Origin of the sequence: Sphingomonas sp. 3-13AW (genome assembly GCF_049311085.1) — a bacterium.
In the GTDB taxonomy this organism is placed as follows: domain Bacteria; phylum Pseudomonadota; class Alphaproteobacteria; order Sphingomonadales; family Sphingomonadaceae; genus Sphingomonas.
Window position 1 is genome coordinate 1 of the sequence record NZ_JASNVZ010000021.1, and the last position, 20,575, is coordinate 20,575.

A 20,575-nucleotide genomic window follows, 5' to 3' on the forward strand; every position below is an offset into this window, starting at 1 on the left:
GGAAAAACACCTCCCCGGATAAGAAGTGCAGCCATTCTGCCAACCGGCTCCGAGCCAGGGTTCCACACTTCGGCGCGAGTTCAAGCTCCGGTGCGAGATCCGCAACGAAACCCATGATGGCAGGAGCTTCACGGAGGGTGGACCCATTTGCCAGCTCGAGCAGGGGCGCTTCGCCGAACGGCGTCAGGCGATGAAATCGGCTCCCAATTTCGGAATCCGGTTCTGCCGATTGGAGCTTTACCAACTCGAAGAGGATGCCGCTTTCCATCAGCGCGATATGGGCGGCCTGTGACGCTGCGCCCGGAGCATGATAGAGGCGCATTGGCTCTCGTTGCCAATCGGCAGGCGCCCACCGCCCGACTACACCGTCCATGTCCCGCCGCCTAGCTTCGCGCGGGGAGGATTGTAGCGAATGCAGCTTTACGGGCTGCGATAACGGATCTCGCATGCCGCGGGGGGACGTAGCTACTCAAGAGGGCGGCCCCTGCGTCCTGCGGGAAATAAACTCCGGACATCGAAGCCGCGGACCGTGCGAACTCCGTTCGTTCTACGCTCGTGTTACTGGACAAGCCAGGATCATGCGTCTCTTTGATCGCCAGTTCTTCCACTGGTGAAGTCATGAACGCGCTCCTCGCTTCGGCCGATTGCCGTCCTTCAACACGGCCCCACCATCCCCGACAACGCGAATTTCCGAAATTGGCCTGTGCAGCAATCGCCACTTGAAAACGCAGCCTCGCCGCTTGTGGGCTCTGCAGGTTGCTGTCGACTGCACGCCCGGTTGCTGGACGCTCTGATGCACAAGCACTTCTCGTAATCTCTTCTTGTAGCCCGTTGCGCGTGTAGCAATAAGGATCCCGCTGCCGCGATACCGGCGTTGCCGACACGTCTATTCTGCAGCTTTTCATGCCCGAAATGACAGCCGATCGGCAATCTAGCGGGGGCGCGATAGCCTGATCAGCGCCCTGATCGTAGGGAAGTCTACTTGATCCATAGATCCACCCTGTCCTTCGCAATATGCGCATGCGCTGCCTGCCTCGTGACGGCGCTTCTATTTCTTTCCTGTTTGATAAACCCTTATACAGGCATCACGATAGGTGTGGCATTCTTCGTGTCCATGCTGTTGATGGGGAGTCTCCTCACCCCGGTTACTGAGGTTAGGCTGGCCATCTGCTTGCTCTATGTCCTTTGCTTGCTCGACGTCATCTTCCTGCTCCATGCTTAGACGGTTAGCTCCGGCTTGGAATGAACCAGCAACCTCTCGGTACGGCACAGGCAAGTCCTGTCCGCATTGCTGCACAAGCCTATCTCCCGATCTCCCGTTGTGGAGATGTACTGCGTCATGGATGAAGGTGCGTGAGCCTTTCGGGGAGTCGAAGTCGACCTTTCAGGAGAATATTTCATGTCCCGCGCCGAAGTCCTACTCGCCGCCGCGGCAGTTCTTGCCGGCACGTCTGCAGTTGCGCAGCCTGGCGACAAGCCGGTTTCCGTTGTCCTCGTCCATGGCGCCTTCGTCGACGGATCCGGCTGGCAAATGGTTCATGACCGGCTGGAGAAAGACGGATACGAGGTTCTCATTGTCCAGAACCCGACAATCACTCTCGACGGAGACGCTGCCGCCACCCGGCGCGTGATCGCTCAAGCAAAGCATCCTGTGGTACTTGTCGGCCACTCCTATGGTGGGGCAGTGATCACGGCAGCTGGCAACGACGCGCGGGTCCGCAGCCTCGTCTATATCGCCGCGTATGCACCCGACGCGGGAGAGTCGACAAAGACCCTCGCTTCCAAACCCCAACCCGCTGGTACGCCGACAGCACCCGTGCTTGCGCCGGACGATGGCTTTCTGTTGCTCGACAAAGCCAAGATGCCCACGTCCTTTGCAGCCGACGTCGATCCGGCGCTCGCTCGCTACATGGCGAATTCACAAGTGCCCTGGGGGGTCGGCGCGATCGGTGGTACCGTGACCAAGCCCGCCTGGAAGTCGAAGCCGGTCTACTACCTTCTGGCAACGCAGGACCGAATGGTGCCTCCAGCGCTGCAGCGGGAGATGGCGCTGCGTGCCAAGGCGAAGATCGTCGAGGAAGACAGCAGCCACGCGGTAATGCTCTCCCACCCCGACGCCGTAGTGAAAATCATCGAGGCCGCTTCCGTCACCAAGTGATATTTTTCTCCGCGTGAGGCACGGCATCCCGCGAATGCGCATGTCGCCAATTCACATGTTACGTGCATGGCGACTACCGCCCATTCTGCCGGCACCGCGTGTTCTGCACTGCCGACCGCAACCTCGCGACAGAGCCGGGTACTGCTCCGTGCAAAGCTCTTCGTGAGGCGCAAGCGAAGCGCGCGCTGGAAGCCGTTCGGTGGTTTCGTATGTTCGCTTCCTGACGCGAAAGACTTGACCCTCTACTCTACATTTGTTGTCCTCCGGACATGTCTCGGTCGCGCCGCCCATCGCCCTAGATGCGCAGGCTGATCGCAGCCGAACAGGGAGAAGGCCGATGACACGCACGTGGTCAGGATCGACGGGTCTACTCGGCTGGGCACTTCCGATGGCGGCATTCGCGATCTCCGTACCAGCGCCGGCGCGGTCGCAGGAAGTGCAGCTACTGTCCGCGTCCGAATGGCAGGTATATGGCACCGCCTACACCAGAATGCGTGATGCCGGCGTGCCCGGGGAAGGCACGGTGCGGGTTGATCCCCGTGGCGTGACCGACCAGCCCTGGTCCAGCGGCGCCACACTGCCTGTGCCAGGAGCGCTCGCCGCTGGGGAACGGTGGACGCGGTGTTCTGGGCGCGGGCGGAACGCCCGATGGCGGTGACCGTCGGCCTGCAGGGCGGCGCACCGGATTACGCGCGCTTCGCCGAGGCGGAGGTGACGCTCACTCCCGGCTGGCAGCAGATCAGAATCAGCGGCATCGCACCCTCCGCTTTAGCTGCGGATAGCCAATCGCTGACGGTCCCGCTCGGGCTCGTCTCAGCCAGTGTGACGCTTGGCCCAGTCGCGTTTCAGCGCGGGACACCGGATCGAGACGCCGTGGCCAAGGCCTTTGCCAGCTTCCGTCCTGTATCGATTGCCACGGACGTGACGATCCCATCCGAACCCGGCGTGACATTGGCAGGAACGCTGCACCTACCGGCCGGGCGCCTCGGGCCGGTGCCGATCGCGGTGTTGATCCAGGGACACGGGCGCAACGGTCGCGGTGGTTTTTCGAAGATTGTGAAGCGACTTGCTGCGGACGGCATCGCCGCACTGGAATATGACAAGCGCGGCATCGGCCAGTCGACCGGCGAGTATCGCGAGGATATCGAGCGGCTGACTGCCGATGCGGCCGCGGCGGTTGCCGCGATGCGCCGCCGACCGGAGATCGACGGGCGCCGTGTTGCGCTGGTGGGACACAGCCAGGGCGGCGTGATCGCGCCCGCCGTGGCCGCCGCCGATCCTTCCATCGCGACGGTAGTTACGCTCTCGGGGTCGGTAGGCGACGGACTCCCATATCTGCGCCAGGCGCTGCGCGATCAGATGGTCGCAGCGCGCCGTCCGGCGGCATCGATTGACCCTGTGGTGGATGCCGCAATTGCCTTCATCAAGGGTCGCGTCGACAACCTCGATGCCGCGTCAATGGCGCCTCTGCGCGCGACGCTGGTCACCCGCTTACAGGCTTCGGGTTTCACGCGCACCGAAAGCGAGGTCGGATTGGCGCTGATCGATACCGAAGAGGTCGCCCGGGCACCGCGCCTGCGCTCCGCCTCCGATCTGCGCGCGTTGCGGGTGCCGGTACTGGCGGTGTTCGGCACGCTTGATCCCCAGGTTGTCGCGTCGCGGGAGGCGCCCGCAGCGCGCTCGGCGCTTGCCGGCAATCCGTGCGGCCAGGTGGTGGTGCTCGATGGATTGAGCCACTGGTTCCAGGAAGGGGCTACGAGCGGAAGCTTCGAAGAGAGTGCGGGGCTCGGTCCGAACCTCGGCTCGCCTCGGATCGTCTCGCTGGTCGGGGACTGGCTTCGCAATAGGCTCGCTCAACTCGATGCAGCGCGGCGCTATGAGGGGAGCACCTCCTTCGAGAACAAATGCCACACACATAGTGCCACCGGAGTTATCCGATAGCTTCTCGACGATGTCAGACCAGTAGGAGTGCACGGGCCACGTCTACGGGTCCTCCACCCAGATTTGCAGAGGCCGAAGCTGCAAAGCGCGCTCGTCGCGCCTAGGTAAAGCGCAGACGGCTCGCCAAAGCGCCGTGCTGGCAAGCTGCCGCCGCGACAACTGATCTGCTGCATACGGGTATTGTTGTCAGGCCAATGTTGACCCATCGGGGGGTCGATGTCATGACTAGCGTTACGGAAACGTGATCCGAAGATGTCGCCGCGGCATTCACTCCTTCCTTAAGGCGAGTGGAGCAAGGCGATGGGACAGATGATCTAAGCCGTCTTGGGGAGGGAGTAGTCTGATATGAGTTCGCTCCTAGTCGCCCCCGCTCTGTGGGCCGTGCGACCATCCGCCCAAATCCAGAAGTACGGCCGGACCTGACAGGGACCGGCAATAACTCGGCATGAAGCCGTCAAATCGAGAGGAACTACGGATGGGGAACGACATGCCGGCCAAGGGACTTCCGACCAGCCGCCGCGGGCTATTGCGCGGCGCCGGCATCACCGGAGCAGGCGCGTTGTTCGCCCCATCGATCGCTCGCGCGCAATCGCGCGGCCAAAAGGTCAACATCGCGTGCGTCGGCATCGGCGGTCGCGGCGCAGACGTGGTCAAGGATCTCCACAACAGCGGCCTCGCGAACGTCGTCGCGCTTTGTGACACAGAGATGGGCAACGCTCGCACCGCCGAGGTCATCCGGATGTTCCCCGACGTCCCGCGCTTTCGCGACTTCCGCGAGATGTTCGACAAGGTCGGCAACAGTTTCCAGGCGGTCAGCATCGCTACCCCGGATTTCTCGCACTTCCCCGTGGCCATGCAGTCCATGGCGATGGGAAAGCACATCTATTGCGAAAAACCGATGGGCCACAGCGTCCGCCAGATCCAGCTCATGATGGACGCTGCCACCAAGTACAAAGTGGTGACGCAGATGGCGAACCAGGGCCATTCCGGTCCCGGTTATTTCCAGTTCAAGGCTTGGACGGACGCGGGGATCATCAAGAACGTCAAGCGGATCACCACCTTCATGAACAGCCCGCGCCGCTGGCATGGGAAGTCGGTGACCGGCTTCCTGCCCACGCAACCGGTGCCTGCGGACCTCGACTTCGACGTGTGGCAGGCAACGAGCAAGCCGCATCCGTACAACTTCGGCTATATGGTCGGCGAGTGGCGCTCCTGGTTCGACTATGGCAACGGCGCCCTGGGCGACTGGGGCGCCCACATCTTCGACAATGCGCACGAGTTCCTGCGCCTGGGTTTGCCTACCGAGGTCGAGAGCGTGAAGATCGAGGGAGCAAGCCGCTTCTACTTTCCGCAAGCGTCGACCCTGGCGTTCCGCTTTCCCGCACGCGGCGCGATGCCGCCGGTGGAGCTCAGCTGGTATGAGGGACAGCAGAATTTGCCGCCCCTGCCCGCCGACTTCGGCAGTTCCGTGGTCGATCCGAACATCCCGCCGCCCACGTCCGGCAGCATCGAGACCAAGCGTCTGGCGCCAGGCAAGGTGATCTACGGCGAAGGCCTGACCTTCAAGGGCGGGTCGCACGCCTCCGAGCTCGAGATCCTGGGCGCTGCGGGCCGCGACCTGCGCGGAAAGCTGCCCAAGGTGCCGGCTTATGACACCAGCCATGCCGGCAATTTCCTGCGCGCCGTGATGGGGCAGGAGCATGCCCATTCCAACTTCCTTGTCGCGGGACCTTTGTGTCAGACGATGGCGCTGGGCGTTATCGCGCAGCGGACGAATGCAAAGTTGAGCTTCGACCCGGGCAGCCGTCGGATTACCAACCACAAGGTCGCCGATGCCTTGCTGTTCGGCGACACCCCGCGGCCGGAATGGGAGCAATATTACCGGTTGTAAGTACGAACCGGGGTCGTCCCGACAGCCCCACCGGCCCTATGGATCAGAACTTCAGCGTAGCGCGCAGGCCGCCCGTTGAAGCTTCGTCCAGAACCAGGTCTGCGTCGTAGAAGCGAAGCAGATCGGCAGTCGCGGCGAGGCCAAGTCCCGCGCCGGGCGTCGCCGGGTCGAGCCGCGTGCCCACGGCTGTCACCAGGGCGCGCTGGTCGGGAGGGATGCCGGGACCGTCGTCGGCGACCTCGATATGGTCGGTAGAGCCGGTGATCGTCACGGTGGTCCGTGCCCATTTGAACGCATTGTCGATCAGGTTGGACAGGATCTCGGCAAGATCGCCGCTGTCGCACGGCAGGCGAAGGCCCGGCGGGATATTCGTGACCACCCGGATCGCCCGGTCGGCATGCAGGCGCTGCATCGCGGCCAGAATGCGGGCGAGCAGCGGCTCGACTTCCGTCAGCGTCCCCGCTCCGCGCGTTCCCGCCGCCGCGGCGCGGGCCAGGTGATAGTCGATCTGGTGCTTCATCGCGCGGCATCGGTCGAGCAGGAATTCGGCGCTCTCGGTCTCGCCCGCCAGTGCCAGCTGCTCCGCCTCGTCCGCAATCAGCGCGAGCGGGGTGCGAAGATTGTGCGCGAGGTTGCCGGATTCGGTTCGTGCCCGGGCGATCAACTGCGCCTGGCCTACCAGCAAGGCATTGAACCGCGTCACGATCGGCGCGAACTCCTCCGGAACATGCGGGTCGAGCCGCTCGATCTCGCCATTGCGAAGCCGTTCCACCTCCTCGCCCAGCCGTCGTACCGGCGCAAGGCCGAACCGGACGAGCAACGCGGCACCGCCAAGCAGGAGGAGGCCGACCACCGTCATCGACAAGGTCAGGTCGAGCCGGAACCGTTCCACCTGTTGTTCCAGCAGATGCTGCGCGGATGCGATCGTGATGATCAGCGGCTGCCCTTCCCGCACGACATGGGCGCTCCGCTGGAGAACTTCCTCATCGCCCGCCCGGACATAGTGCCAGGCGTCGTCCTTTGCGGGGATCAGGCGAAGCCCGTCGTGCAGCGAGGGTGAGGAGGCGATGCCGCGTGGCCCTGTTACCTGCCAGTAAAGGCCCGAACCGCCGACGTTGAATTGCGGATCGGACAGCGGCTGGCGAACCAAGGGCCGATTCTGCGGATCGAATTCGACCAGGGCAGTCAGTTCGTCCAAATGGTGGTCGAGCTCAACCTGGAAGCGGTCCGTAGTGTGGCTGCGATAGAGATAGCCAATGAACAGCCCTGCGAGCAGGACCGCGAGGATCACGCCAAGGGCCGATCCAAAGATCAGCCGGAATCGAAGGCTGTTGTGCACCCGCGGGCTCATGCGCTGATCCGATAGCCGATGCCCCGCACCGTGACGACACGATCCCGCCCGATTTTCCGGCGCAGCCGGCCGACCAGCACCTCGATCGCATTCTCGTCGCGATCTTCGTTGAGCGTGTAGAGGCTGTCGAGGATGCTTTGCCGCGTGAGCGTCCGGCCCCCGCTGTAGAGCAGCAGCTGCAACAGGTGGAACTCTCGCGCGGTCAATGGCAGCCGCGCGTCCTCGAGCCAGGCCTCGCCGGACGCGGTGTCGATCGCGATCGGACCCGAGACGACCCGGGTTGCGCTGAGCCCGACGGAGCGCCGCGCGAGCGCGTGAAGGCGGGCGACCAGCTCTTCGGTCCGCACGGGCTTCACGATGAAATCGTCGGCACCTGCATTCAGCCCTTCCACCTTCTCCTCCCACCCGCTCCGTGCGGTCAGGATCAGGATCGGGGTCGCGATCCGCTTCGCTCGCAGGGCACGCACCAGTTCGATGCCCGACATCCCGGGCAAACCGACGTCGATGACAATCACGTTGAACCCGTCTGCGGCAAAGCCAAGCGCATCCTCGCCCGTGCCGAGCCATTCGCAGGTCATGCCATGCCGGCCAAGATTGGCCACCACACGCTGGGCCAGAGCCGCTTCGTCTTCCACCAGCAGGATTCGCATGGCTGCGTTCTGACAGCATCCTGTCAGGTTGCGAAGCTAGTTGCGCCCATGTGAACAGACATACGGGGGCGCACTGACATGATCCGGACCGGGCGATGGCCGTTGCTGCTTGCGCTGTTCGGCGCGCTTTCCGCCTGTGGGGACAAGCCTGAGAGTGCGGCCCCCGAGCAGGGGAATGCGGCGGCATCGGCCGCTGCGAGCACGTCCCCGCTCGCCCTCTCAGCGGCCGATTTCGCGCGCATCGGCGTGACCTTCGCGCCGGTGGAAAGCGTCAGCGAACTGCCGATCGCCACCGTCCCCGCCACCCTCGCCCCTCCGCCCAACGCCCGCGTCGCGGTCGCCGCCGTCATCCCCGGCGTCGTCACCCGGACGATGGTGGTAGAGGGCGACAGCGTGCGCGCCGGCCAGCCGCTCGCCACGGTTGCCGCACGCGAAATGTTCACGCTCGCCGCTGGGATCGACCAGGCGTCGGCCCGCGTCGCCGTCGCCCGCGCCAACGACCGCCGCCTGGGTCAGCTCGCCCGCGAAGGCGTCATCGCCGGATCGCGTGCCGACGAGGCCCGCGCCGCGCTGCGTGAGGTGGAGGCGGAATTGAACGAGCAGCGCCGTATCGTCCGCCTCGTCAACGGATCGCCCAATCGTGGCAGCTACACGCTGACCGCGCCGATCTCGGGCAAGATCACGTCGGCTACCATCACCACCGGCAGCCCGGTGAGCGAGGCGACCTCCGCCTATGTCATCGACGCGCAGAGCCGCTACGAACTGACCGCCCAACTGCCCGAACGACTGCTGGGTCAGGTGCGCCCCGGCATGACCGTGCGCTTGCCCGGCAATGCCGGCGACGGCATCCGCGGCGAAGTGACCAGCGTGGGCACCGTGCTCGATCCGCAGACCCGCTCCGCCACCTTGCGCGCTCGCGTGCCCGCCAGCGCCGGCGTGGTCTCCGGTCGCGCGGTCTCCGCAACCCTTTTCGCTCCCGCCCCCGCCGGCGCGATCGCCGTTCCCGCTGCCGCCGTCACCGATGTCGACGGCAAGCCCAGCGTGTTCGTCCGCACTCCCAAGGGTGCCGCGGTCCGCACCGTCGAAACGGGCGACCGCGCCGATGGCATGATCGTCATCCGCGCGGGCCTTCGCGCCGGGGAGCAGATCGCCGTCGCCGGGGTGAGTGAGCTCAAGTCGATCGCAGGGCAGAACTGATGCTGCGATCCCTGGTCGCCTGGTCGCTGTCCTATCGGCTGGTGGTGATCGGCCTGACGCTGATCGTCGGCGTGCTGGGCGCGCTCGCCTATGCCTCGCTGCCGGTCGATGCCTATCCCAATATCGCGCAGACCCAGATCAAGATCATCCTGAAGGCGCCCGGCATGACGCCGGAGGAGGTGGAAACCCGCGTCATCGCCCCGATCGAGCTCGAAACGCTCGGCCTGCCCAATCAGGCGACGCTGCGCTCCACCGCCAAATACGCCATCGCCGACATCACCATCGACTTCACCGACGGCACCGACATCTATTGGGCGCGCCAGCAGGTGGGCGAGCGGCTGGCGAACGTCATGGCCGACATGCCCGAAGGCGTGACCGGCGGCATGGCGCCGATCTCCACGCCGCTGTCCGACGTGCTGATGTTCACCATCGACGGGCCGCTGTCGCTCGCCGAGAAGCGCGAGTTGCTGGACTGGACCATCCGCCCCGCGCTGCGCACCGTCCCCGGCGTCGCCGATGTGAACGCGCTCGGCGGTTTCGTCCGCACCTATGAGATCCGTCCCGACAGCGCGGCGCTTGCTGCCGCGCGCCTGTCCGTCGACGATCTGCGGAATGCGATCCTTCGCGGAAACCGCAACGACGGCGCCGGCCGCATCGCGGCGGGCGAGGAGGCGCTGATCGTCCGCGCGGTGGGCGCAATCCAGAGTGTCGAGGATGTCGAGCAAATGGCGGTCGTCGCGCGCGATGGGCGCGTGGTGCGGATCGGCGATGTCGCCACCGTCGGCACCGGATCGCTGACCCGCTACGGCGGCGTGACCGCGCACAGCAAGGGTGAAGCGGTGCAGGGCCTCGTCATGGCACTGCGCGGCGCGGATTCTCGCCAGGTCGTCGAGGGCGTGCGTGAGCGCCTGGCCGAACTGGAGCGCAGCTTTCCCAAGGGCACGAAGATCACGATCTTCTACGATCGCTCCGACCTGGTTGGTCGCGCGGTGCAGACCGTGCAAAAGGCGCTGATCGAGGCGACGATCCTCGTCATCGTCCTTCTGATCCTGTTCCTGGGCGACTGGCGCGCGGCGGCGATCGTCGCGACAACGCTGCCGATGGCGGCGCTCACCACCTTCCTGTTCATGCGCGGCATGGGGCTGTCCGCCAATCTGATGAGCCTGGGCGGCCTTGCCATCGCGATCGGCCTGCTCGTCGACGGCGCGGTCGTGGTGGTGGAAAATATCGTCGACCGGTTGAACCGCCCGGGCGAGGATCGCGCGCCGCGCCTCAACATCGTCTATCGGGCAACCGCAGAGGTGGTCGTGCCAGTGTCCGCCGGCATCGTCATCATCGCGCTCGTCTTCCTGCCCCTGCTTTCGCTGCAGGGGCTGGAGGGCAAGCTCTTCGCCCCCGTTGCCCTCACCATCATGTTCGCGCTCGCCGGCTCGCTGTTGCTCGCGCTCACGCTGGTGCCGGTGCTCGCCTCGTACGGCCTCAAGAGCGGCCATCATCGCGAGCCTTGGGTCATGCGGCAACTCGCCCCGCGCTACCACCGGCTGCTGGCGGCCGCCTTCCTGCGCAAGAAGCTGGTCTATGCCCTGGCGGGCGTGGGGCTGGTGATTGCGGGCCTTGCCTATGGCGCGGTCGGCAAGACGTTCATGCCGACGATGGACGAAGGATCGGTGGTGATCCAGATCACCAAGCTGCCGACCGTCGGTCTCGACCGCTCGCTGGATCTCACCTCGCGGGTCGAGCGGGAGCTGATCAGCAAGGTGCCCGAAGTCACCGGCGTCATCTCGCGCACCGGCACCGACGAGATCGGCCTCGATCCGATGGGGCTCAACGAAACCGACCTGTTCGTGACGCTGAAGCCGGCGAAGGAATGGCGCGGCGATCGCGAGTTCGTCGTCGCCGAGATGCGGCGCGCGCTGGAAGGGATGCCGGGTTTCGACCCCAGCTTCACCCAGCCGATCGAGATGCGCGTCGCCGAGATGCTGACCGGCGCCCGCGGTGACCTCGCGGTCAAGATCTTCGGCCCGGACCTCAAGACGCTGGCGGGGCTCGCCGGGCGCATCCAGCACGTCCTCCAGTCCACCCCCGGCGCGGCCGAGGTGCTGACCGTCGCCAACGAGAATATCGACTATCTCCAGCTCGACATCGATCGCACTGCCGCGGGCCGCGCCGGCATGCCGATCGACCAGTTGCAGGACACGCTTCGCGCCCAGCTTGAGGGGCTGCCCGCCGGGATCGTCGCCGAGGGGCAGAAGCGCGTCCCCGTGATGATCCGCAGCAACGACGGCACCCGCGACGACGCCACCCGCTTCGCTGATCTCCAGGTGACGACCCCCAGCGGCGAGCTTGCCCGGCTCAGCGATCTGGCGCGGGTGGAAAAGACCGAAGGGCCGATCCGCATCGATCACGAAAGCGGCTCGCGCTATGCTTTGGTGCAGGCGTTCGTCTCGGGCCGCGACCTCGTCGGCTATGTCGATGATGCCCGGGCCCGCGTTGCTGCGGAAGTCCCGCTGCCGCAAGGCTATCGCCTCGAATGGGGCGGGCAGTTCGAAAACCAGCAGCGCGCCTCCGCCCGGCTGGCGACCGTCATCCCGATCGCCCTGCTGCTGATCTTCCTCGTCCTGTTCGTGACGCTGAAATCGGTGCGCGGCTCGCTGCTGATCCTCGCCAACATCCCCTTTGCGGCGGTCGGCGGGATTGTCGCTCTGTGGCTGACGGGCGAGTATCTGTCCGTCCCTGCCTCGGTCGGCTTCATCGCGCTGCTCGGCATCGCGGTGCTCAACGGGCTCGTGCTGGTCGCCTATTTCCGCCAGCTGCGCGAAGAAGGCATGCCGATTGCGCAGGCGGTACGGACCGGCGCGGAACGCCGTCTGCGGCCGGTGATGATGACCGCCAGCATCACCGGCTTCGGCCTTGTCCCGCTGCTCTTCGCAACCGGCCCGGGTTCGGAGATCCAGCGCCCGCTGGCGATCGTCGTGATCGGTGGCCTCGTCACCTCAACGCTACTGACGCTCGTCCTTCTCCCGATCCTGTTTGAACGATTTGGCGAAAGCCGGAAGGAGCTGGCCGCATGAGCCGGGTATTGCTCACCGTGACCTGCGGCCTCGTGGATGCGGAGGCGATCGCCACCGGCCTTCGCGACGCGCTCCATGTGCCGGTGCACCAGCGCGCGGAAACCGTGCTGGGCCGTGACTTCGATGACGCCGGCACGGTGGAGCGGGTCGCCGGCGCGCTCGCGCGCTCCGCGATCGTGCTGGAGATTGCGGCGGACCAGGTGGCGCACGCGCTCGAGGTGGCCACCAACACGCGCCGCCGCCTTCCATTCCGCTGGCACAGCGTCGCCGTGCTTGATGGGGGGCGGATCGCATGAAGCGGGCATGGCTGCTGGTGGCGGGCGCAATGCTCCCCGCATCGCCGGCAATGGCACAATCCAGCGATCTGCCGCCGGCCGAGCTCGTTATTCGCGTGCTCGACAATGCACCCGGCGTAGAGGCGGCCACTGCGCGGATCGGCGCGGCGGAGGCAGAGGCCGACGCCCTGCGCCGTGGCCCGCACGAAATCACCGCCCAGGGAACGCTCTCGCGCCGCCGCGTCGATCGGGAGGGAAATTTCGCCGAGTTTGACGCCACGATCAGCCGCGCCTTTCGCCTGCCGGGCAAGGCTGCGCTCGATCGCCGAGCGGGGGCGCTTGGCGTCGATGTCGCGCAAAACCGGATGGAGGATGCCCGGCATCAGGCCGCGCTGTCGCTTGCGACCTTGTGGTACGACTGGCTGCTCGCCGCCGATCTCGAACGCAACGCGGTCCGGCTGGTCGAGAACCAACGCGCCCTGGTCGCCGCGACCGAACGCCGGGTTCAGCTACGGGACGCGGCCGAACTCGACCTGCAACAGGTGAGCGCAGCGCTGGCGCTGGCGCAAGCGCAGGTGGCCGACGCAGCCGCTCAGCGTGACCGGGCGCGTGCGCTGCTGGAAGCCCGCTTCCCCGACCTGCCCCTGCCCGTCGAAGCTCCCGCGCTGGCGCCGCCAACGATTCCCCCGGAAGGCCTGCAGGAGCTTCAGCGGCTGATCGTCGCGCGCAGCCACGAGATCGCGGCTGCGGCGGGCACGGCGGAGCGGCAGTCCATTCTCGCGCGCCGCGCGCAAAAGGATCGCTTCGCCGACCCATCGCTGGGCGTTCGATTGTTCAGTGAGCGCGGCGGCGAGGAGAAAGGCGCCGGCCTTTTCGCCTCCGTGCCGCTAGGTGGCGGCTACCGCCGCGCCTTGTCCAATCAGGCGGCGGCAGAGGCGGACGCGGCGCGGGCGGAGCGGGTCGCAGTGGAACGAGAGGTCGGCGGCAACGCCGCGGCCGACATCGCCGAATTCCGCGCCCGCCAGGCCGCGTGGCTCGCCGCACGTGCCGCGGTCGAGCGCGCCGACCGCAGCGCAGCCCTGGCATCGCGCGGCCAGCAGCTCGGCGCCATCGACCTCGCCGACCGGCTCTATGCCGAACGCCAGGCGAATGAGGCCGGTGCGCAGGAACTCACCGCCCGCGCAAACGCGGCCCGCCTGATCCTGAAACTGCGCATCGACGCGCACACGCTGTGGATTGATTAGGGCCGCCTAGCTGACCGCGCGACCATCAGGATCGAGGCGCGCGCGTCCCAGCCCCTGCAAGGTCGTGCGTAACGCCTGATCGAGCGGAGTGGCGGGCACGTCGCCCAGGAAGGCGCGCAACTCGGCGTCGACCAACCGCAGCGGCCGCTGCCAGATGTAGATCAACTCACGCATTTCCCGCGCCGTTTCGTTGAACGGGGCGGCCGCGTGGACCAGCGGCCATGGGAAACGGTATATCGGCGCCTCCGGGCGACCGGCTGCCTCGCGGATTGCTTGTGCGAAGACGGCATTGTCGTCGACCCAGCTTCCCTCGAAGTGGAAGCTGTCAAAGGCGGCGAGGTCCCCTTCCCGCTCGATCAAGCGGACCATCGTTTCGGCCAGATCCGGCAGATAGGCCCAGCCGTGACCGACGCCTGGGCGCGCCGGGTTGAAGACCCGCTTCAGCGGGCCCTTCATCGGCACCATGCCTTGCGGGAGCCAACTGTTGCCAGTTCGCGGACCATAGAAGTCGCCGGCGCGCACCACGAGCGCTTTTGCGCCCCGGCTGCTCGCGTGGCGCAAGCGGCGCTCCATCTCGACGCGGATTGCGCCCTTGCGCGTGACCGGGTTCTGCGGAGCATCCTCGTCGATGGCATCCCCCGCGTCCGGGCCGTAGTTATAGACCGTTCCCGGCAGCAGGATGCGCGCGCCCGTCGCCGTCGCGGCGGCGATCGTGCTGTCGAGCATCGGCAGGACCAGCCCTGCCCAGTTCCGATAGCCCGGCGGATTAACGGCGTGCACGATCACCGACACATCCGCGGCGGAACGCACGACGGTTGCCTCGTCCATCGCGTCGCCCGCCTGCCAATCGATATCCGGATTGCTCGCTCGCGCACGCTCAGGGTCGCGATGAAGCGCGCGGACCTGCCACCCCCCGGCGAGCAACGCTCGCGCCACTTCGCTGCCGATACCGCCCGTCGCGCCGATCACCAGCGCCCTGCCCGTTTCCTTGGTCATTGCACATCTCCTTCGATCGAGAGCGACAATGGGAGCCTGAGGCTTCTACGGGAATTGCGGAATAGCGCAGCATCGCTATGCATAATCGCATGGGCAGCGATGAGCCGGGCTGGGATTTATGGCGGACCTTTGCCGCAGTCCTGCGCGAAGGCAGCCTGTCCGCGGCCGCCCGCAGGCTCGGCCTCACACAGCCCACTGCCGGGCGCCACATCGCCGATCTCGAGAAAGCGCTGGGGACCGGGGGGCTGTTCACGCGTTCGCCGCGCGGGCTCCGGCCGACAGAGACGGCGTTGGCGCTGGCGCCACATGCCGAAGCCATGAGCGCCGCCGCCGCGGCGCTCGTGCGCAGCGCTTCGGCATCCGAAGATGCGGTTGCGGGCACGGTGCGGATCAGCGCGAGCGAGGTCGTGGGTGCCGAAGTCCTGCCAAAGATCCTGACCGACCTTCACATCGCGCATCCCGGTCTGACGCTGGAGGTCATGCTGTCGAACGCGTCGTCAGACCTGCTGCGACGCGACGCCGACCTTGCTGTCCGCATGACCGAGCCGAAGCAGCAGGCGCTGCTCGTACAGGCGGTCGGCCAGGTCCCCTTGGGTCTATACGCCCATCGCGATTACCTGGCGCGCGCAGCAGCGCTGGAGCGGGCGGACGACCTGGCCCGGCACGCGATCATCGGCTTCGATCGCGACACCGCCTCTCTGCAGACGATCAAGGCGATCTGGCCCGACCTGCCTCCCTTCACGCTGCGCACCGACAATCACCTTGCCCAGATCGCAATGGTGCGGGCGGGCTTCGGCATCGGCGTGATGCAGCGTGCGATCGCCATGCGTACGGAGACGCTGGTTCCGGTGCTGCCAGATGTCTTTCACGCGGACCTTCCGGTCTGGATTGCGATGCACGAAGACCTGCGTTCGACGCGGCGCATGCGGATCGTCTTCGATGCCCTGGTGCAGGGCATGGCGGCACACGTCAGGGCGGGACGAAACGAGCCGGATCGCGGTTAGCCCTTGGGCAGAACGATAAACGACACACCTGTCCGCAACCTGGGAAGGCGGTGCCAGTCACCGAGTACCGCTTCGTCGGGCGCTTAAAATGCCAGGTCGAAGCCGATCCGGACACTGCGCGGCCTGAGCGGCGTAGTCTGGTCCTGGTCCCTTATGAGGAATGGTGAGCCGAGCGCGAAGCGGTTTCCCCGCGCATCAAGCAGGTTCGTGGCGGTGAGGCTCAGACCACGACGATCGTCGCCGACCCGCACTTCCAGCCCCGTATCCACATAGTCCCCTTGCAGCCGGCCAAGGATCGAGCCGATGCCAAGCGTCGACTGGCCGATGTAGCGGGCATAGCCGCTGACATCGAACCGCTGGTCCGTCCCGAGCGGCCCGGAATAGCGGATGCCCAGCCGTCCGCTCTTGTCGGCCACATTGGGCAGGCGGCTCTTGTCGATCGGGCCGGCGTCGAGCGGCAGGATTGAAAAGGCAGGCTCGGTGACCCGGCTGTCGTTGAGGTATAGTGCCGCGTCGAGCTCGAGCCCGGGAACCGGGCGCCACCGTCCGGATACTCCGACCGACCACACCCGGCCGTTGCCGATGTTCGCCGTCGTCGGGAAACCGAAGCCGTCGACGATGTCGGCCTGGATGTTGCGCCACCGGGTGTGGGAGACCGTGACGCCGGCGTCGGCCCGGCCGCTGCCGATCCGGCTGCCGACTTCCATCGTCGCGACGCGATCCCCCTCGAACCGCTGGATATAATCCTGCCGCACGGCGATCCCGCCGGGGCGGAAGCCCTCCTGATAGCGCGCGAACAGCGTCAGCTGGTCCGCAGGTCGCCAGGATATCGACGCCGACGGCAGAAACTGGGTTTCCGCGCGTGAATCGCCCGCGCCCGGGTCGACCCGCAGCGCTACCACCCGCGCCACATCCTCGGACCGGCCCGACAGGCGGGAGCGCGTGAGCCGACCGCCGAGCGTCACGGTCGTACGCTCGATCGGGACGATCGCATATTCGCCATACAGAGTGACTTCATCGACGGCGTTGCGAACGCCCGTCAGCATCTCCCGCATCGACGTCTCGCCCATCCGGCGCCGCACACGGGCGCGATTGTGCAGCAGACTGGCGGCGACCAGCCAACCGGCCCCGTCCTTGTCGCGACGCGCAAGCCGGGTCTCGGCCGTCAGCATGCGAATGCGATTGCGCTGGGTGAAGGCCGTCTGGATCGCACCCAGCGCAGGTGCCTCGTCGGGACGGGCAGCGTTGAGCCGCGGCCCCTCGAACTGCTCGAAGACGTGCTGATTGGCGTAGCCGACGGAGGAGGTCCATTCGAGCGACCCCCATGCTTTCCGCACCACAAGGTCGCCGAGCCAGAACTCGTTGCGATAGGGCTGGGCGACCGTGCTTTCGCGCGACAGGCCGTCGCCGACACGATCGGCATATTGGCTGTCCCTGCCGTCGATCTTCTGGCCAAGGCCGGTCAGGTCGATCGTCCAATCGTCTCCGGGCTGGAAGCGCAGAGCCGCCCGGCCGCCCCAGGAATTGACGCGGTTGACGTCCCTCAGATGGCGCTGCCGGTCGTCGATATAGCCGCCCTCTGCCGCCCCGAACGCCAGCACGCGCAGCGCAAGCCTGTCCTCGACCAGCGGCAGGTTGAGGACCGCGCCTCCATCCACGCCGGGATCCCCGTGCTGGGTCGCCTGTACCCCACCCCATATCGACCCGTTGACTGCCGCCAGATCGGGCGCGTTGGGGACGACGCGCACCACCCCACCGAGCGATCCGGCGCCATAGAGCGTTCCCTGCGGCCCCTCGAGCACCTCGACGCTGCGGACGTCATACAGGCGCAAGCTGGGGTCCGGCGCGCTGTAGGTGATGCGGCTGTTCCCCCAATATTGGCCCACCGTTGCCTGGGTCGGCCCGACGAAACTGGAATCGGCAATGCCGCGAATGAACAGCTTGTTGCGCCCCGACCCGAGATGCGTCGAGGTAACGCTGGCGGCACGGGTCTCGATCAGGTTCGTGCCGCGCGCCGCCTCGGCCAACGACAGGCGCTCGCCCGCGATAATCTCCGCCGCGCCGGCATAGGCGGCGAGCGGCACATCGCGCTTGGTGGCGGTGACGATGATCTCCTCCGGCTCAGGCTCCGGCGGAGGTGCGGGACGCGGCCGCTCAGCCTGCGGAACAACCCGAGGCGGCCGCGGCGGGGCGCGCTCGATCACGAAGCTGGCGGGCGCCACCCGCACCGCCCGCGCCGAGGTACCGGCAAGGAGCCGCTCCAGCGCCTGCGCCGGGGTATATCGCCCCCGCACCGCATTCACGCGCATTCGCGTCAGCCGGGGGTCGCGAAAGCCGACGCTGATCCGCGCCTGCTGGCCCAGCGCCCGGATCGCCGTCTCTGCGTTGGCAGCGGGCACATCGATGTCGGTCGCGCGCTCCTGGCCAAGAGCCGGGGCGGTCGCGACCAGCAGGGCGACGGGGGTGAGACTAAGGGCGCGCACCATCAGACGGGGTCATGAGCCAGCCGTCACCACGGCGCTCGAGATGGACGTCGACCAACGGCCCCACCCGCGCCATCACGGCATCGGCCCCACCATCGGTCATGATGGTGCCCGAGAAGCGACGGGACGCCAGCCGACCGTCGATGGTCACGGGCACCCCAAGGTTGCGGGAAAGGTCGGCGGCAAGTTCGGCCAGCGGCGTATCGGCGAACTGGAGGTACCCGGTCCGCCACGACCCGACCGTCTTGGGATCCACGGCAGCCTTGCGGGGCTGGGCAGCGGCGTTCGCCCGCGTCAGCATTTCGCCCGCATCCAGTCGCATCTCGGCGCCGGTACCGCGGTACACGACCGCGCCCTCGGCCACTTCGACCGACAAGGCGCCGCCCTGCCCGATCACATTGAAGGTCGTGCCGACGTCGATCAGGCGAGTGCCGTCCGCCGTCGTCACCACGAACGGCCGCCGTTCATCGTGCCGGATCTGGAACAGCGCCTCACCGTCCGCCATCGTCACAGAGCGCGGGTTGGCAGGATTGATCGCCAACCGGGTGCCGCCGTTGAGCACGATTCGCGAGCCGTCGGCGAGTTCGATCGCACGGCGCTGCCCCGGTCCGGTGGCATATTCCTGCATCGAGCCGTGATCGAGCGCGAGCCAGCCGCCGCCTACGGCAAGCACCGCCACACCCGCTGCGAGCGCGGGCGCGCCCCAGCGCCGCCGCTCACGGCGCACGGGGACGGCGGCCGGCTGCCAGGCTGGAGCGGGCGCAGCGTCGGGCACCGGCGCGGGCGGCACATCGAACAACGCATCGGCTGCAGACAGTTCGTCGAGCGCGGCCTCATAGGCGATGTTGCGCGCGGGATCGGCTTCCAGCCAAAGGGTGAGCCCCTCCCAATCCGCGAACGCAGGGTCGCCGACGCGGATCGCCCAGAGGCGCGCTTCCTCGCGAAGCAGTTCGTCGGATGAAGCGTTCATGCCCATACTTTCTTGGAGACGGAGCCGCCTCGGCTATTCCGCATCGAATTTTTCTCTCAGCTGCGACAGCGCGCGATAGGCCTTCTGCAAGTCCTTCTCGACCGAACTGAGGCTCACGCCCATCTCACGCGCGATCTCGGCCTGGCCGACACCGTCGAGCCGGTACCGGCGGAACACCTGGCTCACCCGCGGTCCCTGGGCGGCGAGTACCGCCTCGGCCTCCTGCAAGCGCTGACGGGCGATCAACACCCGTTCGCCGACGGCCTCATCCTGCTCGCCGACGCTCAGGTCGTGCCAATCCTGCTGGCGTCGTTCGCGGCTGACGGCGCTGCGGCGACGGTCGCGCAGCACGTTCTCGGACGCCCGGAAAAGATAGGCGATCGGGTCCGCGATCGGCTGCGCGGGGGTGGCTACCACGCGCTGCCACAGATCCTGGAACACGTCCTCCGCCTCATCGCCGGCCCCACGGGCGGCAAGGAAGCGCAGCAGGCGCGGCCGCTCTTCGACAAGGACGCGCGCCAGGCCGTCAAGCTTCGAATCCGGTTCCATCGCGCACGGGAAAGCACTCCCGGCGCCGGTTGCCAAGCCCTGTCGCTCTCCGGAGCAGTGGCGCGGCTACCCGGTCGGACACCACCGGCACCGCTTGGGGGTCACAATCCGGGGCGACGCTGAAGCGTGCTGCCGCTGGGCAGACCGGCGGACTCGCCAGATGGTTTTTCGGCCCGCCGCATCGAAAAGCGCGAGCGGTGCGGGGGCGCCGGCGGGGTCATCAAAGATGGGGGGGTAGCCTGCCCGAGCGGCGATGGATGTGACCCCGTGTCGAGGTAGCGCAGCGGGTTCACCGGCGTTCCGTCGATCCGATACTCAAAGTGAAGGTGGGTTCCGGTCGATCGCCCGGTTGAACCCATCCGTCCGATCACTTGCCCTTGTTCCACCAGCTCACCCGGGCGCACGAGGATCTGGGCGAGGTGGGCATAGCGCGTGGTCGTGCCGTCGTCATGGGCAAGCTCGATCAGTTCGCCATAGCCGCCGTGCCGCCCTGCCACCCGCACGAAACCTGCAGCGGCAGCGAGCACGGGCGTCCCCATCGCACCCGGCAAGTCCACTCCCCGATGTTCCGCGGCCCGCCCGTGAAAGGGGTCGCTGCGGGCGCCGAAACCAGACGACACGCGCAGCCCCGGCCGCTCCTGTGCAGAAGCGATCGACGGAAGGAGCGCCAGCAAGGCAAACGACAGTCGCATGACCGGCAGACGGACCTGCGGGCATGATTCCGCATTCGTCGAAATGGTTACGGGATTGTCCCGATGGCTCCGTTTCTCCCCCGAAAACCATCCCGGGAGGACA

16 protein-coding genes and 1 pseudogene are annotated in these 20,575 nt (G+C 66.8%); 8 read left to right on the top strand and 9 right to left on the bottom strand.

Annotated features, from left to right (window positions below):
• Nucleotides 1–322, bottom strand: a pseudogene (locus tag QP045_RS16940) (glutathione transferase GstA); the annotation flags it as partial.
• A 726-nt stretch (nt 323–1,048) separates the two neighbouring features.
• The gene (locus tag QP045_RS16945; RefSeq protein WP_422516177.1) at nt 1,049–1,216 is read right to left on the bottom strand and encodes a hypothetical protein; all 168 of its coding nucleotides are present in this window, start codon (nt 1,214–1,216) and stop codon (nt 1,049–1,051) included.
• Nucleotides 1,217–1,399: 183 nt separating this feature from the next.
• Between QP045_RS16945 and QP045_RS16950 the strand changes: the two genes are divergently transcribed.
• The 3 genes from QP045_RS16950 (at nt 1,400) to QP045_RS16960 (ending at nt 5,990) form a co-directional block, all read left to right on the top strand.
• Entirely contained in the window at nt 1,400–2,158 is a 759-nt protein-coding gene (locus tag QP045_RS16950; protein WP_422516178.1) for an alpha/beta fold hydrolase, read from the top strand.
• A 612-nt stretch (nt 2,159–2,770) separates the two neighbouring features.
• The gene (locus QP045_RS16955) at nt 2,771–4,099 is read left to right on the top strand and encodes an alpha/beta hydrolase (RefSeq protein WP_422516179.1); all 1,329 of its coding nucleotides are present in this window, start codon (nt 2,771–2,773) and stop codon (nt 4,097–4,099) included.
• Between the two features lie 475 nt (nt 4,100–4,574).
• Entirely contained in the window at nt 4,575–5,990 is a 1,416-nt protein-coding gene (locus QP045_RS16960) for a Gfo/Idh/MocA family oxidoreductase (protein ID WP_422516180.1), read from the top strand.
• A 43-nt stretch (nt 5,991–6,033) separates the two neighbouring features.
• On the opposite strand, the gene QP045_RS16965 is transcribed toward QP045_RS16960, so the two are convergent.
• Both QP045_RS16965 and QP045_RS16970 read right to left on the bottom strand, forming a co-directional pair.
• A complete protein-coding gene (locus QP045_RS16965) occupies nt 6,034–7,341 on the bottom strand; it encodes a sensor histidine kinase (RefSeq protein WP_422516181.1) in 1,308 nt (435 codons plus the stop codon).
• Nucleotides 7,338–7,991, bottom strand: coding sequence for a response regulator transcription factor (locus tag QP045_RS16970; RefSeq protein WP_422516182.1), 654 nt, complete (start codon nt 7,989–7,991; stop codon nt 7,338–7,340). Before QP045_RS16970 ends, QP045_RS16965 begins: the two co-directional genes overlap by 4 nt.
• Before the next feature lie 78 nt (nt 7,992–8,069).
• On the opposite strand from QP045_RS16970, the gene QP045_RS16975 reads away from it, so the two are divergent.
• From QP045_RS16975 to QP045_RS16990, 4 genes are read left to right on the top strand one after another with little or no spacing between them, the layout of a single operon-like run.
• On the top strand, nt 8,070–9,188 hold the full coding sequence (locus QP045_RS16975) for an efflux RND transporter periplasmic adaptor subunit (protein WP_422516183.1): 1,119 nt from the start codon (nt 8,070–8,072) through the stop codon (nt 9,186–9,188).
• On the top strand, nt 9,188–12,259 hold the full coding sequence (locus tag QP045_RS16980; protein WP_422516184.1) for an efflux RND transporter permease subunit: 3,072 nt from the start codon (nt 9,188–9,190) through the stop codon (nt 12,257–12,259). The genes QP045_RS16975 and QP045_RS16980 overlap by 1 nt, the downstream gene beginning before the upstream one ends.
• Nucleotides 12,256–12,555 (top strand): DUF3240 domain-containing protein, encoded by a 300-nt coding sequence (locus QP045_RS16985; protein ID WP_422516185.1) that lies wholly within the window; start codon nt 12,256–12,258, stop codon nt 12,553–12,555. Before QP045_RS16980 ends, QP045_RS16985 begins: the two co-directional genes overlap by 4 nt.
• Entirely contained in the window at nt 12,552–13,778 is a 1,227-nt protein-coding gene (locus QP045_RS16990) for a TolC family protein (RefSeq protein ID WP_422516186.1), read from the top strand. The genes QP045_RS16985 and QP045_RS16990 overlap by 4 nt, the downstream gene beginning before the upstream one ends.
• 6 nt (nt 13,779–13,784) lie before the next feature.
• Here the strand turns inward: QP045_RS16990 and QP045_RS16995 are convergent, their stop codons facing one another.
• Nucleotides 13,785–14,774 (bottom strand): NAD-dependent epimerase/dehydratase family protein, encoded by a 990-nt coding sequence (locus QP045_RS16995; protein WP_422516187.1) that lies wholly within the window; start codon nt 14,772–14,774, stop codon nt 13,785–13,787.
• Nucleotides 14,775–14,863: 89 nt separating this feature from the next.
• On the opposite strand from QP045_RS16995, the gene QP045_RS17000 reads away from it, so the two are divergent.
• Entirely contained in the window at nt 14,864–15,778 is a 915-nt protein-coding gene (locus QP045_RS17000) for a LysR family transcriptional regulator (protein WP_422516188.1), read from the top strand.
• 83 nt (nt 15,779–15,861) lie between these two features.
• Here the strand turns inward: QP045_RS17000 and QP045_RS17005 are convergent, their stop codons facing one another.
• The 4 genes from QP045_RS17005 to QP045_RS17020 form a co-directional block, all read right to left on the bottom strand.
• Nucleotides 15,862–18,264 (bottom strand): TonB-dependent receptor domain-containing protein, encoded by a 2,403-nt coding sequence (locus tag QP045_RS17005; protein ID WP_422516189.1) that lies wholly within the window; start codon nt 18,262–18,264, stop codon nt 15,862–15,864.
• Nucleotides 18,248–19,231 carry a FecR family protein gene (locus tag QP045_RS17010; RefSeq protein WP_422516190.1) on the bottom strand — a complete coding sequence of 328 codons (984 nt, stop codon included), beginning with the start codon at nt 19,229–19,231 and terminating at the stop codon, nt 18,248–18,250. The genes QP045_RS17005 and QP045_RS17010 overlap by 17 nt, the downstream gene beginning before the upstream one ends.
• A 33-nt stretch (nt 19,232–19,264) precedes the next feature.
• On the bottom strand, nt 19,265–19,780 hold the full coding sequence (locus QP045_RS17015; RefSeq protein WP_422516191.1) for an RNA polymerase sigma factor: 516 nt from the start codon (nt 19,778–19,780) through the stop codon (nt 19,265–19,267).
• Between the two features lie 101 nt (nt 19,781–19,881).
• Complete coding sequence (locus QP045_RS17020) at nt 19,882–20,472, bottom strand: M23 family metallopeptidase (protein ID WP_422516192.1); 591 nt, start codon at nt 20,470–20,472, stop codon at nt 19,882–19,884.
• Nucleotides 20,473–20,575: the final 103 nt, after the last annotated feature.